The 15473-nt window shown below is 65.0% G+C and carries 11 protein-coding genes; 2 read left to right on the forward strand and 9 right to left on the reverse strand.

Going from position 1 to position 15473, the window contains the following annotated elements:
• Positions 1 to 8: 8 nt before the first annotated feature.
• Positions 9 to 2531 carry a PAS domain-containing hybrid sensor histidine kinase/response regulator gene (locus CEW87_RS12290; protein ID WP_108973383.1) on the forward strand — a complete coding sequence of 841 codons (2523 nt, stop codon included), beginning with the start codon at positions 9 to 11 and terminating at the stop codon, positions 2529 to 2531.
• An 83-nt stretch (positions 2532 to 2614) separates the two neighbouring features.
• Positions 2615 to 5248, forward strand: coding sequence for an EAL domain-containing protein (locus tag CEW87_RS12295; protein ID WP_234421528.1), 2634 nt, complete (start codon positions 2615 to 2617; stop codon positions 5246 to 5248).
• A 45-nt stretch (positions 5249 to 5293) separates the two neighbouring features.
• Here CEW87_RS12295 and prpF read toward each other — a convergent pair whose 3' ends face one another.
• The 9 genes from prpF to CEW87_RS12340 form a co-directional block, all read right to left on the reverse strand.
• Entirely contained in the window at positions 5294 to 6436 is a 1143-nt protein-coding gene (gene prpF, locus CEW87_RS12300; RefSeq protein ID WP_108973387.1) for a 2-methylaconitate cis-trans isomerase PrpF, read from the reverse strand.
• A complete protein-coding gene (locus CEW87_RS12305) occupies positions 6433 to 7503 on the reverse strand; it encodes an RNA methyltransferase (RefSeq protein WP_108973389.1) in 1071 nt (356 codons plus the stop codon). The genes prpF and CEW87_RS12305 overlap by 4 nt, the downstream gene beginning before the upstream one ends.
• A gap of 100 nt (positions 7504 to 7603) precedes the next feature.
• Entirely contained in the window at positions 7604 to 7909 is a 306-nt protein-coding gene (locus CEW87_RS12310; RefSeq protein WP_108951023.1) for a hypothetical protein, read from the reverse strand.
• Positions 7910 to 8089: 180 nt separating this feature from the next.
• Positions 8090 to 8530, reverse strand: a complete 441-nt coding sequence (locus CEW87_RS12315; RefSeq protein ID WP_108973390.1) for an oxidoreductase — start codon at positions 8528 to 8530, stop codon at positions 8090 to 8092.
• Between the two features lie 279 nt (positions 8531 to 8809).
• Positions 8810 to 9862 (reverse strand): class II fructose-bisphosphate aldolase, encoded by a 1053-nt coding sequence (fba, locus tag CEW87_RS12320; RefSeq protein WP_108973392.1) that lies wholly within the window; start codon positions 9860 to 9862, stop codon positions 8810 to 8812.
• A gap of 31 nt (positions 9863 to 9893) precedes the next feature.
• Entirely contained in the window at positions 9894 to 10904 is a 1011-nt protein-coding gene (gene gap, locus CEW87_RS12325; RefSeq protein WP_108973394.1) for a type I glyceraldehyde-3-phosphate dehydrogenase, read from the reverse strand.
• A gap of 29 nt (positions 10905 to 10933) precedes the next feature.
• Entirely contained in the window at positions 10934 to 12961 is a 2028-nt protein-coding gene (gene tkt, locus CEW87_RS12330; RefSeq protein ID WP_108973396.1) for a transketolase, read from the reverse strand.
• A 517-nt stretch (positions 12962 to 13478) separates the two neighbouring features.
• A complete protein-coding gene (locus CEW87_RS12335) occupies positions 13479 to 14357 on the reverse strand; it encodes a phosphoribulokinase (protein WP_108973398.1) in 879 nt (292 codons plus the stop codon).
• Between the two features lie 11 nt (positions 14358 to 14368).
• Positions 14369 to 15457, reverse strand: coding sequence for a class 1 fructose-bisphosphatase (locus tag CEW87_RS12340; protein ID WP_108973400.1), 1089 nt, complete (start codon positions 15455 to 15457; stop codon positions 14369 to 14371).
• Positions 15458 to 15473 lie beyond the last annotated feature (16 nt).

The following is a 15473-nucleotide window of genomic DNA, read 5'->3' on the forward strand; positions in this document are numbered from 1 at the left end:
CTGACCGAATGGAAGCAGACCCGTCGGCAACGGCGACAGATTCTGACAGCAAGGCGCTTCGTCGTGCCGCCTGGCGGGTGGTGCTGCCCTACGCCTTGTTCGCGAGCGTATGGATCGTGCTCTCCGACCGTGCGCTCGATCTCTTGCCCGACGCCATCGCAGACAAGGCCTGGCTGCAGACCTTCAAGGGCTGGTTCTTCGTGTTCATCACCTCACTGCTGCTCTATGGCGTGGTGCGCGACATGCTGCTGCGGCTCACCGAGGCGAGTCGGCGCAGGCATGAGGAACAGCGCAGCCGTCTGCAGGCTGCACGACTCCTGAGCGCGATTGCCGAGAGTTCGAGCGATGCGATTTTTGCCAAGGACCTCAGCGGCCGCTACCTGTTGTTCAACAAGGCGGCGGCCGGCTTTGTCGGCAAGGACGCGGAGGAAGTTCTGGGGCATGACGACCGCGTGCTCTTTCCGCCTGCTTACGCGCAGATGGTGATGGCCAACGACCAGCAGGTCATGGCAGCCGGGGAGACCATGAGCTTTGAGGAAACGGTGAGCTTGGCCGACCGCGAAGTCACGTATCTTGCCACGAAGGGGGTGTTGCGCGGAGCGAGTGGCGAGGTCACCGGTATGTACGGAATTTCGCGTGACATCTCCGCGCTCAAGGCCGTCGAGTCCGAACTGCGAAAGCTGTCGCAGGTCGTTGAGCAAAGCCCCGAGAGTGTCATCGTGACCGATCTCGAGGGTCGGATCGAATACGTCAACGAAGCCTTCACGGGGCATAGCGGCTATCTGGCTGCCGAGGTGCTCGGTCAGCCTGCGAGCATGTTCGGCGAGACCCTGACGCCCGCGTCAAGCTTCAAGGAACTGTGGTCAGCCCTGTCGCGTGGTGAGGCGTGGAGCGGCGAGTTCATCAATCAGCGCAAGGACGGCAGCAGCTATGCCGTGTTCGCTCGGGTGGTGCCGATCCACCGCGAAGACGGCAGCATCTCGAACTACATGTCGCTGCAGGAGGACATCACCGAGAAGAAGCTTATCGAGGCCGAACTGGAGCAGCACCGCAAGCATCTCGAAGAGCTGGTAGCGAGCAGGACGGCCGAGCTGAGGGATGCCACCGAACGTGCGAACGCGGCCAGCGAGGCCAAGAGCGCTTTCCTGGCCAATATGAGCCATGAGATCCGGACCCCGATGAATGCCATCATCGGCCTCACCCACCTCCTGCGCCGGGATCATCCTGCGCAGCGCCAGATCGAACGCCTGGACCGGGTGGGCAGTGCAGCGCGTCACCTTCTGTCCGTGATCAACGATATTCTCGACCTGTCCAAGGTCGAGGCGGGCCGGCTCCGGCTGGAGAACAGCGAGTTTGCCTTGGGCGCAGTCTTCGAGCATGTGCAGTCCCTGATCGCCGAGCAGGCGAAAGCAAAGGGGCTGACCGTTGAGTTTGACACCCGCGATGTGCCGGGACGGCTGTGCGGCGACGCCACCCGCTTGCGTCAGGCCCTGCTCAATTACGCAGTGAATGCGATCAAGTTTACCGAGCACGGTTCGGTGTCGCTGAGCGCATCCGTTGCAGAAGACCGGGGTGATGAGTTGCTCGTAAGGTTTGAGGTCAGGGACACCGGCATGGGTGTGGCGGCTGAAAAGATTCCCCGCCTGTTCGATGCCTTCGAACAGGCGGACGCGTCTACCACCCGGCGTTTTGGGGGAACCGGTCTTGGCCTGGCGATCACCCGCCGGCTAGCGACCCTGATGGGGGGAGAGGCGGGCGCCGAGAGTGAGCCGGGGCAGGGCAGCACCTTCTGGTTCACTGCCGTGCTCAGGCGGGGACGCGGCGCGGTGGCCAACCCCCCGTCCGTGTCCGCCGGCGAGTCCGAACGCGTCCTTCGCGAGCAACATGCAGGCGCTCGTGTACTGCTGGCTGAAGACAATCCGGTCAATCGCGAAGTGGCACTGGATCTGCTGAATGCAGTCGGCCTGGCCGTCGAATCGGTCTCCACCGGGCGGGCCGTGCTCGAGCGCTGTCGCACATGCGACTTCGATCTGATCCTGATGGACATGAGGATGCCCGAGATGGACGGACTGGACGCCACGCGGGCCTTGCGGGCGCAGACGCGCAACCGTCACACCCCGGTCGTCGCCCTGACGGCCAACGTTTTCGAGGAGGACCGTCGTGCCTGCTTTGCGGCGGGCATGGACGACTTCGTGGCCAAACCAGTGGATCCGCAGGACCTGTATTCGACACTGCTGCGCTGGTTGCCGTCGCGTGCGGTGGCGGCAACAGACGCCGCGCAGGCGCCGGTGCCTGCGGACCCCTCTTCTGCTGAGTGCGCGCCCGAGGTGTTCGAAGCTGCAGTCGCGCAAATGAAGCTGTATCTGGCGAACGCAAACATGCGCGCCAACCGCCTGCTCGAGGACGAGCGTAGCGTCTTCGCAACGGCACTCGGTTCTGTTTTTGCAGAATTCGAGCACAATGTAGCCTGCTTCAGGTATCCGGAGGCACTGGCCCTGCTGGCGCAGAGTCGGACGCCCGGGCGCGACTGAGTTTCGGAAACCCGTTCGAGCCGTTACGATGTATGGCCGGACACGCGCGCTGACCCGACCACCTTGCCGGAGACATGCCCGCCTTGGGTTCTTCTCGCTCAGCCATCTCACTGCGTCGAACACTGCTGCTGCGGGCCTTGCTGCTCGCCTTCGGCAGTTCGCTGGTTGTCACGATCGGCTTTGTTGCGCTTGGCATGTTGCCGGTCCTCGAACGGGTTGCCGAAAGTGATTTCAATCTTGCCGCAGAGCGGGTCGAGGCACGGCTGCGCCAGACCTTCGAGCCCGAAGAGCGCCAGCTTGCCATCAGCCTCGCATGGATCGGTGCCAACCTGCCCGACGTGGACAATCCGGCGCGTTTCAACGAGTACTTCATGCCGGTTCTCACCGCGTCGCCCTATATCACCTCGGTGGTGGCCGGTACGTCGACGGGCCAGGGCTGGATGCTGCTGCAGCGTGGCGAGGGGCAGTGGCGCAACCGTCTGACCGATATCCCGCGCTGGGGCCAGATGCAGCTTTTCGTCGACCTTGTGCCGGGTGTCAAGGCACAGGAGCGCCGGGAGGCCATGGACTACGATGCCCGCAAGCGCCCGTGGTTTACCGGGGCGCTCACGGAGGCGGCGCCCGGAACCGTGCATTGGACGCGACCGTACACCTTCTTCACCACCGGTGACCCCGGAATTACCGCGTCCCGGCACACCATGCTGGCAGACGGGCGGGACCTGGTGATCGGCTTCGATCTCACCTTGCGCGATCTGTCGGCTGCGACGCTGGATGCAGGGGTTGGTCGGCAGGGGCTGGCGCTGATCATGACCGAGGACGAACGCGTGCTCGGACTGCCCAGGCGACCCGATGGTGTTGGCGTCGATGAGTGGCTGGGTAACGTACTCTTGCCGGTCGGCACCCTTGGCGTCGATGCGGTCAGCGATCTGCTTCCAGTGTGGCGAAGCGCCAGAGGACAGCCGGTCGGTGTGGCGCACTTCGTCTCGAATGGGGCGCGCTGGCTCTTCAGCGCGCGGGCCTATCGCCTAGGGAGGCAGACCTTCTGGGTGCTGGTGCTTGCGCCTGAAGCCGACTTTGCGCCCGCCTGGACTGCAATCGGCTTTGGGCTTGCGGGCGGCCTGCTGCTGCTGCTGGCTGCTGCGGGCACTGTCGCCCAGGTGCAGGCGCGCATCATCGCCCGTCCGCTCGAGACACTTGCCGCGTCGAGCAAGCGCATCGGCGCGCTCGATTTCACCCCGCCGGGGCCGGTGCAGAGCCGGATTGCAGAGATTGCCCAACTGGCACAGGCGCAGGAGAGCATGCGCGAACTGCTGCACCGAAACCAGCTGGCGCTGCGCGATCACGCCGAGCGCCTGAACACGCAGGTGAGGGAGCTGCGGGACGCCGAGGACCGCATCAATACGCTCGCTTTTTATGATCCGCTCACCGGCCTGCCCAACCGCCGGCTGCTGAGCGACCGCCTGCAGCGGGCGCTGACCAGTTGCGCCCGCAATCATCGCAAAGGGGCCTTGCTGTTCATCGATCTGGATAACTTCAAGACCCTCAACGACACGCTGGGGCACGATCTCGGCGATCTGCTGCTCAAGGAGATGGGCGTGCGCCTCGCCGCGACGATACGCGAGGGTGATACTGCGGCCCGGTTGGGTGGGGACGAGTTCGTGCTCGTGCTTGAGGGGCTGAGCGCCGACGCCGATGAAGCCATGGCGCACACGCGGGGTGTTGGCGCCAAGCTGCTCGAAGCGCTCAACAAGCCCTATCAGCTCGGGGGGCATGAGACCTGCAGTACTGCCAGCATTGGTGCGACCCTGTTCGAGGGGCACGAGGTCAATATCGACGAGCTTTTCAAGCAGGCCGATCTGGCGATGTACCAGGCGAAGGCCGACGGGCGCAACCGGCTCTGCTTCTACGGGCCGGCAATGCAGGCACAGCTCAGCGAGCGTGCGGCACTCGAGGCTGACCTGCGCCGTGCCCTGACTCAGGAGCAGTTCGAACTGCACTATCAGCCACAGGTGAGTTCGGCCGGTGGTCTGATTGGCGTCGAGGCCCTGCTGCGATGGAATCATCCGCAGCGCAACATGGTGTCGCCGCTCAGCTTCATTCCGGTTGCGGAAGACACCGGGCTGATCCTCGACATCGGGCGCTGGGTGCTCCTTGCTGCTTGCCGACAGCTTGCTGAGTGGGCCGACGTGCCGCGCCTGGCAGCCATGACCATGTCGGTCAATGTCAGCGCACGCCAGTTCCGGCATCCCGACTTTGTCGACGAGGTCAAGTCAGCGCTCGAGTTCACCGGGGCGGCAAGCCGCTTGCTCAGGCTTGAGCTGACCGAGAGCCTGCTGCTGGAGGATGTCGAAACGGTCATCGCCCGCATGCACGAGTTGCGTGCGCTTGGGGTGGGGTTTTCGCTTGACGATTTCGGCACCGGCTACTCTTCCCTGTCCTATCTGAAGCGCCTGCCGCTGACCGAGCTCAAGATCGACATGTCCTTCGTGCGCGACGTGCTGGTGGACCCGAACGACGCAGCAATTGCGCGCACCATCATCGCGCTCGCGCACACGATGGGGCTGAGCGTGATTGCAGAAGGCGTCGAGTCCGAAGCCCAGCGCAGCTTTCTTGCGCATTCAGGTTGCGATGCCTATCAGGGCTATCTGTTTGGCCGGCCGGCGCCGGCAGCGCAGATCATGCTGCTCGTCCACAGCGCGCCCGCGGTCGCAAGCTGAGTCAGGGGCTGCGGTGGCCGGGAGATTGGCCGCTCACCGGGTGCCTCAGCCTGGCAGGCAGGCGAATCCGTCCATCAGCATGCGTGCGCTGCGGCTCATCACGGCCTTGCCCAGCGTCCAGCCGGCCTCGGTCTGGTGCGCGTCTACGCCGACCCGGGTGCAACCGGAAGGCTGGGCGAGTCTGAGCGGTGAAGTACCCTGGTTGCAGACATGGTGTGACGCCAGCGTACCCGGGATGGCCGCAGCCGCAGCGATGGCAATGGCTGCAGTGCCGGGAATGGCGTGGTGAAAGACGCCCATCGACAGTACCCGGCAGGTGAGGTCGGTGTCGTCGGCAGCGAACTCGCGCCCATTGGCAGCGCGAAAGGCTTTCGGACCGTCGAGTACGGCGAGCTTGGGCGTGTGAGCGCGCGCCTTCGCTTCGGCCGCGTTCGCTGCCAGACCCATGGCGAGGGCACCTGCAACGCGGATGCGCTCGCAGCGCGCCAGTAGCTCGGGCTGGGTATTGAGTACCGTTTGCGGGGCACTGCAATCGAGGCCGAGCGTGGCCGCGTCGATCAGGATCATCGGGTTGCCGGCGCTGATCAGGGTGGCGTCGACGGTCTCTTCCGCCGTTTGAAGGCTGTCGCGCATCCGCCCCGTCGGGAACAGTTCGGCCGCGCCGCTGCCTGCGGGGTCGAGGAATTCGAGCCGGATTTCTGCGGCGGGAAAGGCGACGCCGTCGAGCATGAAGTCGCCCGCCTCCTGCACCTCGCCAGCCTGCATCGGCACCTGCGCGAGGATGCGTTTGCCGATGTTTGCCTGCCAGATGCGCACCCTTGCCATGCCGTCGGCCGGCGTCTGCAGCAGGCCCCGGCTGATGGCAAACGGACCAACGGCCGCGGTCAGGTTGCCGCAGTTGCCGGACCAGTCGATGCGTTCGCCTGACACCGGCACCTGGCCGAACAGGTAGTCCACATCGCAGTCGGTCCGGCCCGAGGGCGCCAGGATGACGACCTTGCTGGTGCTTGAAGTGGCACCGCCGAGACCGTCGATCTGCTTGCCATAGGGGTCGGGACTGCCAAGCAGGCGGGCGAGCAGGGCGTCGCGGGTCGCGTCGTCGGCAGGTAGATCCCTTGCCAGCATGAACAGGCCCTTGCTGGTGCCGCCGCGCATCCATGCGGCAGGGATGCGGCGCTGACGGGTCATGCTGCGGGTGCCACCGGGGCGGCTGTTGCGTCGTTCGGGCTCTGAGCGTGGGCTGGCCGGCGGCGCTCGATTCTGATGGAGCGGGCGCGCAGCTGACCGCAGCCTGCATCGACGTCCTGGCCGGCCGAGTGGCGCAGTTTGGTCAGCACGCCTCGACGATGCAGCCAGCGGCCCAGCTCGGCCGCGCGCTCCCATGAGGGGCGGCGGAAGTCGAGTTCGGGTACGGCGTTGTACGGAATCAGGTTCATGATCGCGTACTTGCCGGTGAGGAGGCGGACGATGCCCTCCATCTCCTCCTCGCTGTCGTTGACGCCTTCGATCAGCGTCCATTGATACTGGATTGGATAACCGGTGGCGCGGGCATAGCGTTCGCCGAGTTCGACCAGTTCGGCAGGGGCGATGCGGGGCGCGCGCGGCAGGAGCTTCTCGCGCAGCGCGGGCAGGCTCGAGTGCAGCGACAGGGCCAGCGCCGGTTTCACCGTCATCTGCGGGAGGCGCTCAAATACACGTGGATCGCCCACCGTGGAGAACACCAGGTTCTTGTGCCCGATGCCGCCGATGGTACCGAGGAACTCGATGGCTTCGATCACGTTGTCGATGTTGTGTGCCGGTTCGCCCATGCCCATGAACACGACCTTGGTCACCCGGCGCATGCTGCGGGCGAGGGCGACCTGGGCAACGATTTCTGCACTGCCGAGCTGGCGCAGCAAACCGTCCTTGCCCGTCATGCAGAACACACAGCCGACTGCACAGCCGAGCTGGCTGGAGACACACAGACCGTCACGCGGCAGCAGCACGCTCTCGACGGTCTGCCCGTCGGCCAGGTCTACGAGCAGCCGCGAGGAGCCGTCGTCGCCAGGGTGCGCTGCGTTCAGCCGTGCGAGGCCATCGAGCTCGGCCATGAGTTCGGGCAGGGCGTTGCGGATGGACTGCGGCAGGAAGTGCTCGGCGGGACGACGACCGGCGTCGAGCGGCCGGCGCTGAATCCAGCCTCGCAGCACCCTTTGCTCATGGCAGGTTTTGGCGCCGAGATCGTGCAGGCGGCGGGAGATCTGTTCGATACGCATGGGGTCCGAATCCTAGCACCCGCGTCGATGCTGCGGACAAGAAAAAGCCCCGATGGCAGGCCATCGGGGCTTTGGTCAAGCAGTGCCGCTGAAGCGGAACTTACTTGGCGATGTTCTGGAACTTGGCCATGGCAGCCTGACCAACTTCGGTGGCCAGTGCGGTGAAGGCTTCGCCCTGCGACTGCAGGAGCTTGAACAGTGCGGTGTTGGCATCGACGTTGAAGCGAACCAGCTCTTCCGGCGTCTTCAGCTTGGTAGCCTTCTGGGCTTCGGCCTGGAAGAAAGCCATCAGCTCTTCGCTGGCCTTCTTCTGCAGTTCGATGGACTTGCCAATGGTTTGAGCCTGAACGGCCATAAGGGCTTGAACAGCTTCAATCGGGTTCTGGAATTCGGGTTTCGTAGCCATGGTGTTTCTCCGGTGGTTATGTTGCAGTGCACAATATGTATGTAACTCTACCCCAATCGTTCGTGAAGTCAACGCTTTTTTACGAAGTTTGAATGGGCCGGGTTACAGTCGTGCTGCTTGCCATTCATATGACGCGGTCTTCACACGCTTCGTCTCCCGCGCCTGGGCGGCTTGACGGCTTCAGCCGGTCTTGCGCGGCACGGGCCTGAGGATGGTGCTGTGTTCTCCGCGCATGACCTTGAGGAGTTCGGTGCGTGCCGTGTGGTGATCAAGCCCGCGTTCCACCAGCGATTCGATCAACTGACCGAAGCGGTCGCGCTGCTTCAGTCCGGCCGCACTGCGGTCACGGCGATTGTTGAAGCAGTCCATCAGTGTTGATCCGCAAACGCAGTTGCGAAACAGTTCGACGATGACCGCGCCGTCGTCATCCAGGGTTTGCTTGAGTCCGCTGCGTCCGCTACCCACGCGCCCGGTCTGGCCGACGTAGTCGTCGACGTTGGCATAGGTCCGGCCGCACATTGCGCAGCGCTTTGGAAAGGCGTTCGCTGCCAGTTCCTGCAGACCGGCATACAGGCTGCCGTCGATGCCGATGTCGAGTGGTGGGTTCTGCTCGTCTGTCATTCGTGCTCTCCCGGGGCTGGCTTCCTGCACTGAGTGCGGGTTGTCGTTCGACCCTGTTCTTCAGGCACAAGCGTACCCGGAAAAAGCAAAACGGAATATTGCCGATGCGAAGCCCGATCATAAGGTGAAGGGCGCGAACGATCCGGACCGCAGGCCGACGCGGCCACCACCACCGACGGCAATGGGTTCGGGAGAGATGGAAAAAAATGCCCGCCATCGTGAGGATGGCGGGCACTCAAACCCGGGACGGGCAGGGAATCGGATGGAATGCGGGATGGCTCAGGCCGCGCGCTTGAGCGCGTAGCGCCGGGCAATCGCGTCCAGAGGCAGCGGTTTGATGCGGCTGCCGTGGCCGGCGCAGCCGAAGGCCTCGAAGCGCTCCTGGCAGATGCCTGCGGCGGCTTCTTTCGCGGCCTTGAAGAACTTGCGCGGATCGAATTCCTTGCGCTCCGTGTCGACAAGTCTGCGCATCGCACCGCTCATGGCCAGGCGCAGGTCGGTGTCGATGTTGATCTTGCGCACCCCGTGGCGGATGCCTTCGACGATGGCGTCCACCGGCACGCCCCAGGTTTCGCCGATGTCGCCACCATGTTCGCGGATGATGGCGAGCCATTCCTGGGGCACGCTGCTCGAACCGTGCATGACCAGGTGGGTGTCGGGAATGCTGCGGTGAATGGCAGCAATGCGATCGATGGCGAGGATGTCACCGGTGGGCGGTCGGGTGAATTTCCACGCGCCGTGGCTGGTGCCGATGGCCACGGCGAGTGCATCGACGCCGGTGGCGTCGACGAATGCGGCGGCTTCGGCCGGGTCGGTGAGCATCTGTTCGTGCGCCAGCGTGCCTTCCGCGCCGACGCCATCCTCTTCGCCGGCCTGGCCGGTTTCGAGCGATCCGAGGCAACCGAGCTCGCCCTCAACCGACACCCCGACGGCGTGTGCCATGTCCACCACGCGACGGGTGACCTCGACGTTGTAGTCGTAGCTTGCGGGTGTCTTCATGTCCTCGCGCAGCGAGCCGTCCATCATCACGCTGGTGAAGCCGGCGCGAATCGACTGTTGGCAGATGGCGGGGCTGGCGCCGTGGTCCTGGTGCAGGCAGATCGGGATTTCCGGCCATTGTTCGACGGCCGCCTCGACCATCTTCTTGATGAAGGCCTCTCCGGCGTAGCTGCGCGCACCGGCCGATGCCTGCAGGATGACCGGGCTGTCGGTCGCGGCGGCGGCCTGCATGATCGCCTGGATCTGTTCCATGTTGTTGATGTTGAAGGCGGGGATGCCGTATCCGTGATCGGCGGCGTGGTCGAGCAACTGACGCAGTGAAATCATGGCCATCGGGTGTCTCCTCGGTGGTGGCGAAAAGTGTTCAGTCGGCGCTCGTCATGGCGCAGGCGGTGTCGAGCATGCGGTTGGAGAAACCCCACTCGTTGTCGTACCAGGCGGTGACGGTGACGAGCTCGCCATCGACCTTGGTCAGGGTGGCGTCGAACAGGCTGGAGTGCGGGTTGTGGTTGAAGTCGCAGGACACCAGCGGCAGATCGTTGATACCGAGGATGCCGCGCAAGGCGCCGTGGGCCGCTTCGCGCACGAGGTCATTGACCTCGCCGGCACTGGTGGTGCGTGAAGCCATGAAGGTGAAGTGGGTGAAGGAGACGTTCGGGGTGGGGACGCGCATCGCGTAGCCGTCGAGCCGTCCTGCGAGCTCGGGCAGTACCAGGCCGACCGCAGCTGCGGCGCCTGTTCTGGTGGGTATCAGCGACTGCGTGGCCGAGCGCGCCCGGCGCAGGTCGGCGTGATGGACGTCGATCAGCACCTGGTCGTTGGTGTAGGAATGCACCGTGAGCATGTGGCCGCGCACGATGCCAAGCGGGCGGTGGAGGGCGAAGGCGAGCGGCGCGAGGCAGTTGGTGGTGCAGCTGGCGTTAGAGACCACGCGGTGATTGCGGCGCAGTGTCTGGTCGTTGACGCCATAGACGATGGTGGCGTCCACATCGTCGCCACCGGGTGCCGAGATCAGCACCTTGCCGGCACCGGCGTCGAGGTGTGCGCCGGCTCTTTCGCGCGAGGTGAAGAGTCCGGTGCATTCGAGTACGACGTCGATCCCCAGTTGCTGCCACGGCAGTCGCGCCGGGTCGCGTTCGGCCAAGACCTGGATGCGGTCGCCGGCAACTGTCATCGTGCCGTCGCCGACCTCGACCGGATGCGGAAACGGGCCGTGGATGCTGTCGTAGCGTGTGAGATGGGCGTTGGTTTCGGGGCTGCCGAGGTCGTTGATGGCGACGATCTCGATGTCGTGGCGTTTGCCGCTTTCGTAGTGCGCGCGCAGCACGTTGCGGCCGATGCGTCCGAAACCGTTGATGGCGACTCTGGTGGTCATGCTGTCTCCTCGAGTGGTGTGATCCTGTGTCAGCGCAGTCGGCGGGCTGTGTCCACGATGCGTTCGGGCGTCATGCCGAACAGAGTCGCCAGCTCGCCCGCCGGGGCCGATTCTCCAAAGCGGTCGATGCCGATGACAGCGGCGCGCGGTGCGCCGGCAAGGTATTTCCACCAGCCGTCGGGCTGTGCAGCCTCGATCGCCACGCGCGGAACGTCGGTTGGCAGCACGGCATCGCGCCATGCTTCGTGCTGGCGGTCGAAGGCTGCGGTGCACGGCATGGAGACGACGCGGGTGGCGATGCCTTCGGCTTGCAGCAGGGACCGCGCTTCCATGGCCAGCGAGATCTCTGAGCCGGTGGCAATCAGGACCATCGCAGGCTGGCCGCCGTCGGCTTCGGCCAGCACATAGCCGCCGCGTGCGATGTCACCGAGGCGTTCGGCGTCGCGCGCTTGATGCTGCAGGTTCTGGCGCGAGCAGGCGATTACGCTGGGGCCGTCCGCGCGCATCACGGCGGCGTTCCACGCGGCCTGCGTCTCGACTGCGTCGCAAGGGCGCCAGACGTCGAGATTGGGGATCTGCCGCAGGCTGGGCAGGTGCTCGACCGGTTGGTGCGTGGGGCCGTCTTCGCCGAGGCCGATGGAGTCGTGGGTCATCACGTAGACGACGCGCTGGCGCATCAGCGCGCTCATGCGCATGGCGTTGCGGGCGTAGTCGGAAAATACGAGGAAGGTGGCACCGAAGGGCAGATGGCCGCCGTGCAGTGCGATGCCATTGAGGGCGGCGGCCATGCCGAACTCGCGCACGCCCCAGTTGATGTGGCGCCCCGCCTGGTCGGCGCGCACTGCGCCGCAGCCGGGCCAGTCGGTGAGGTTGGAGTGGGTGAGGTCGGCAGACCCGCCGAGCAGTTCGGGCAGGGCGCGGGCGAGGCGGCCGATGGCGTGCTGGCTGGCCTTGCGGCTGGCAAGTGTGGCGGCTTCGTTATGCACGCCGCGCAGGATGGCATCGGCGAGGACGCGGAACCCGACGGGCAGGCGCTTGGTGATGCGGCGGGTGAATTCTGCGGCGAGTTCGGGCCATTCCTGAGCGTAGGCATCGAACTGTGCCTGCCACGCGCTCTGGCGGGCGGTGCCCGTTGTGCGGGCATCGAAACTGTTGCGGATTTCTTCGGGGATGTCGAACGGGGCATGATCCCAGCCGAGGGCGGCTCGGGTGGCGGCGATCTCGTCCTTGCCCAGCGGCGCGCCATGAACACTGGCGGTACCGGCGCGTGCCGGGCTGCCGCGACCGATGGTGGTGCGGCAGCAGATCAGGGTCGGGCCGGTGTCGGCTGCGGCGTTGGTGCGTGCGTTACGGATGGCATCATCGACCGCATCGACATCATGACCGTCGACGTTCTCGATGACGTTCCAGCCGCAGGCGCGAAAGCGTGCCGGGGTGTCGTCGGCGAACCAGCCTGCAACATCTCCGTCGATGGAGATGCGGTTGTCGTCCCAGAAGGCGATCAGTCTGGACAGGCGTTGCACGCCGGCAAAACTGGCGGCTTCGTGACTGATGCCTTCCATCAGGCAGCCGTCGCCGAGAAAGACCCACGTGTGGTGATCGACGATGGTGTGGTCGGGTCTGTTGAATTCGGCGGCGAGGAGTTTTTCGGCGAGCGCCATGCCGACGGCGTTGGCGAGGCCTTGGCCGAGGGGGCCGGTGGTGGTTTCGATGCCGGGGGTGAGTCCGTATTCGGGGTGGCCCGGGGTTTTGCTGTGCAGTTGGCGGAAGCGTTTGAGTTCGTCGAGCGGGAGGTCGTAGCCGCTGAGGTGGAGCAGGGCGTAGTGCAGCATGGAGCCGTGGCCGTTGCTGAGAATGAAGCGGTCGCGGTCGGGCCAGGTGGGGTCGGCGGGGTTGTGTTTGAGGTGGCGGGTCCACAGTGCGACGGCGATTTCCGGCATGCCCATGGGCATGCCGGGGTGGCCGGACTGGGCGGCCTCGACGGCGTCGATGGCGAGGAAACGCAGGGCGTTGGCGCACAGGGTGTCCTGCGCGGATTGTGACAGGCGCATGTTCATTGGAGTTGGCTCCGGGATGTTGAATTTGTTGGGCGCGTCGTGTGATGCGTGCGTGCCACGAAGCGCTGAGCGCACGGGGTGTTTGTTCTGCAGCCTGCGGAACTCGCCCTTCGGGCTCAGACAGTCCTCGGCAGCGCCACAAACACCCCGCACACTCAGCTTGGCGCGGGTGGCTTCATGCAGTCCGTCAGGCGTGGCAGCAACTCATTTTTTTCAGAACTGGCACGTGCTCCGTGGTGTGCGGGGCATTCACGGAGCGGCCGAGGACTGTCTGAGTGAGCGCAGCGAGCGAGTTCCGCAGGCTGACGGAGTGAATGCCCCGTGCGCCACGAAGCGCAGGCACGGTCGCTCGCAAACCATCGGACGCCTGATGTTTCCCTGGCTGACGCAACTGCCGGCTGCACGAGGTGTTTGTTCCGCGTTCTGCGGAATGGGCGCGTACAGTCCTCGATCGCTGCACAAACACCTCGTACAGCCCACGCGGCGCCTGTGCTGGTGTTGAGTTGGGTGGAGGTCGTCACAGCAGTTTCCTCCGCCGTTCCATCAGGCGCCAGATGAACGGGGTGAAGATCAGCTGCATCGCCAGTTCCATCTTGCCGCCGGGCACGACGATGGTGTTGGCCCGACTCATGAAGCTGCCGTCGATCATGTTCTGCAGGTAGGGAAAGTCGATGCCCTTGGGGTTGGCGAAGCGGATCACCACCATGGACTCGTCGGCGGTAGGAATGGTGCGGGCGATGAAGGGGTTGGAGGTGTCCACCATCGGTACGCGCTGGAAGTTCACATGGGTGCGGGAGAACTGCGGCACCACGTAGTGCACGTAGTCGTGCATGCGACGCAGGATGGTGTCGGTCACCGCCTCGGTCGAATAGCCGCGCATGTTCTTGTCGCGGTGCAGCTTCTGGATCCATTCCAGGTTGACCACCGGCACCACGCCGATCAGCAGGTCGGGGAAGCGGGCGATGTCGGCGCCTTCCATCTGCACCGCACCGTGCAGGCCCTCGTAGAACAGCAGGTCGGTGCCGGTCGGGATCTCTTCCCACTCGGTGAAGGTGCCGGGTTCCTGGTTGTAGGCGGCCGCCTCCTCAAGGTTGTGAAGGTACTTGCGGCGGCGGCCACTGCCCGATTCGGCATAGGTCCGGAACAGTTTCTCCAGTTCTGAAAAGAGGTTGGCCTCGGCGCCGAAGTGGCTGAAACGGGACAACTCGCCGCCAGCTTCGGCAGCGGCCAGTTTCTCGCGCATGGTCTTGCGGTCGAAGGCATGGAAGCTGTCGCCCTCGATCACTGCAGCAGTCACGCTCTCGCGCCGGAAGATTTCCTCGAAGGTGCGCTGGACCGTGCTGGTGCCGGCGCCGGACGAGCCGGTGATGGCAACGATGGGGTGGCGTTCGGACATGGTCGTCCTCCTTACTGTGAGAAGGCGTGGTTGTCGCTGAACAGCGAACGGGTGTTGAACAGCGGCAGCGGGCGTTCGAGGCCAGCGGTCGGGTCGGCGTGGTAGGTCTCGACGCGTTCGACCTCTTCGCGTGATCCGAACACGAAGCCGATGCGCTGATGCAGGGCCTCGGGTTTGACCTCGAGCACCGGACCGCTTGCTGTCGAGGCGCGTCCGCCTGCCTGTTCGACAATGAAACCGATCGGATTGCACTCGTAGAGCAGGCGCAGGCGGCCCGGGCGGCTGGGGGCCTTGTTGTCGCGCGGATAAAGGAACACGCCGCCACGCATCAGGATGCGGTGGGTTTCGGCCACCAGCGACGCGATCCAGCGCATGTTGAAGTCGGCGCCGCGCGGTCCGCTGTGACCCGCGAGACATTCGTCTACATAGCGTCGCACCGGCGGCTCCCAGAAGCGCGAGTTGGATGCGTTGATGGCGAACTCGCGGGTACTGTCCGGCACCCGGATGTCCGGATGGGTGAGGAAGAAGTCGCCGAGAATCGGGTTGAAGGTGAAGCCTGCCACGCCGGTTCCGACACTCAGCACCAGCATTGTGGAGGGGCCGTAGATCGCATAGCCGGCGGCAACCTGGCGTGTGCCGGGTTGCAGGAAGTCGTTGGCGACCGCGTCCTCGCCGGGCGTGGGGGCGCGCAGGATGGAGAAAATGCTGCCGACCGAGACATTGACGTCGATATTGCTCGAGCCGTCCAGGGGGTCGAACACCAGCAGGTATTTGCCGCGGGCGTGACCTGCGGGCAAGGGGATGGGGGCTTCGTTTTCCTCCGACACCATGCCGGCGAGACCGCCCCCCCAGTGGGTGGCGCGCAGGAAGATGCCGTCGGCCAGCACGTCGAGCTTTTTCTGCTGCTCGCCCTGCACATTGGCGCTGCCATGGTCGCCGAGCATGTCGGCGAGTGCGCCGTGGGCAACGGCGCGCGAGATGGCCTTGCAGGCCTGGGCGACCTGCAGGATCAGGGCGTTGAGTTCCCCTGTGGCTTCGGGGTGGTGACGGCGTTGGTCGATCAGGTACTCGGTCAGGGTGCTGCGCTCGATGTTGAACATGGGGCGGCCTCTGTGT

The organism is Parazoarcus communis, assembly GCF_003111665.1.
GTDB classification, from domain to species: domain Bacteria; phylum Pseudomonadota; class Gammaproteobacteria; order Burkholderiales; family Rhodocyclaceae; genus Parazoarcus; species Parazoarcus communis_B.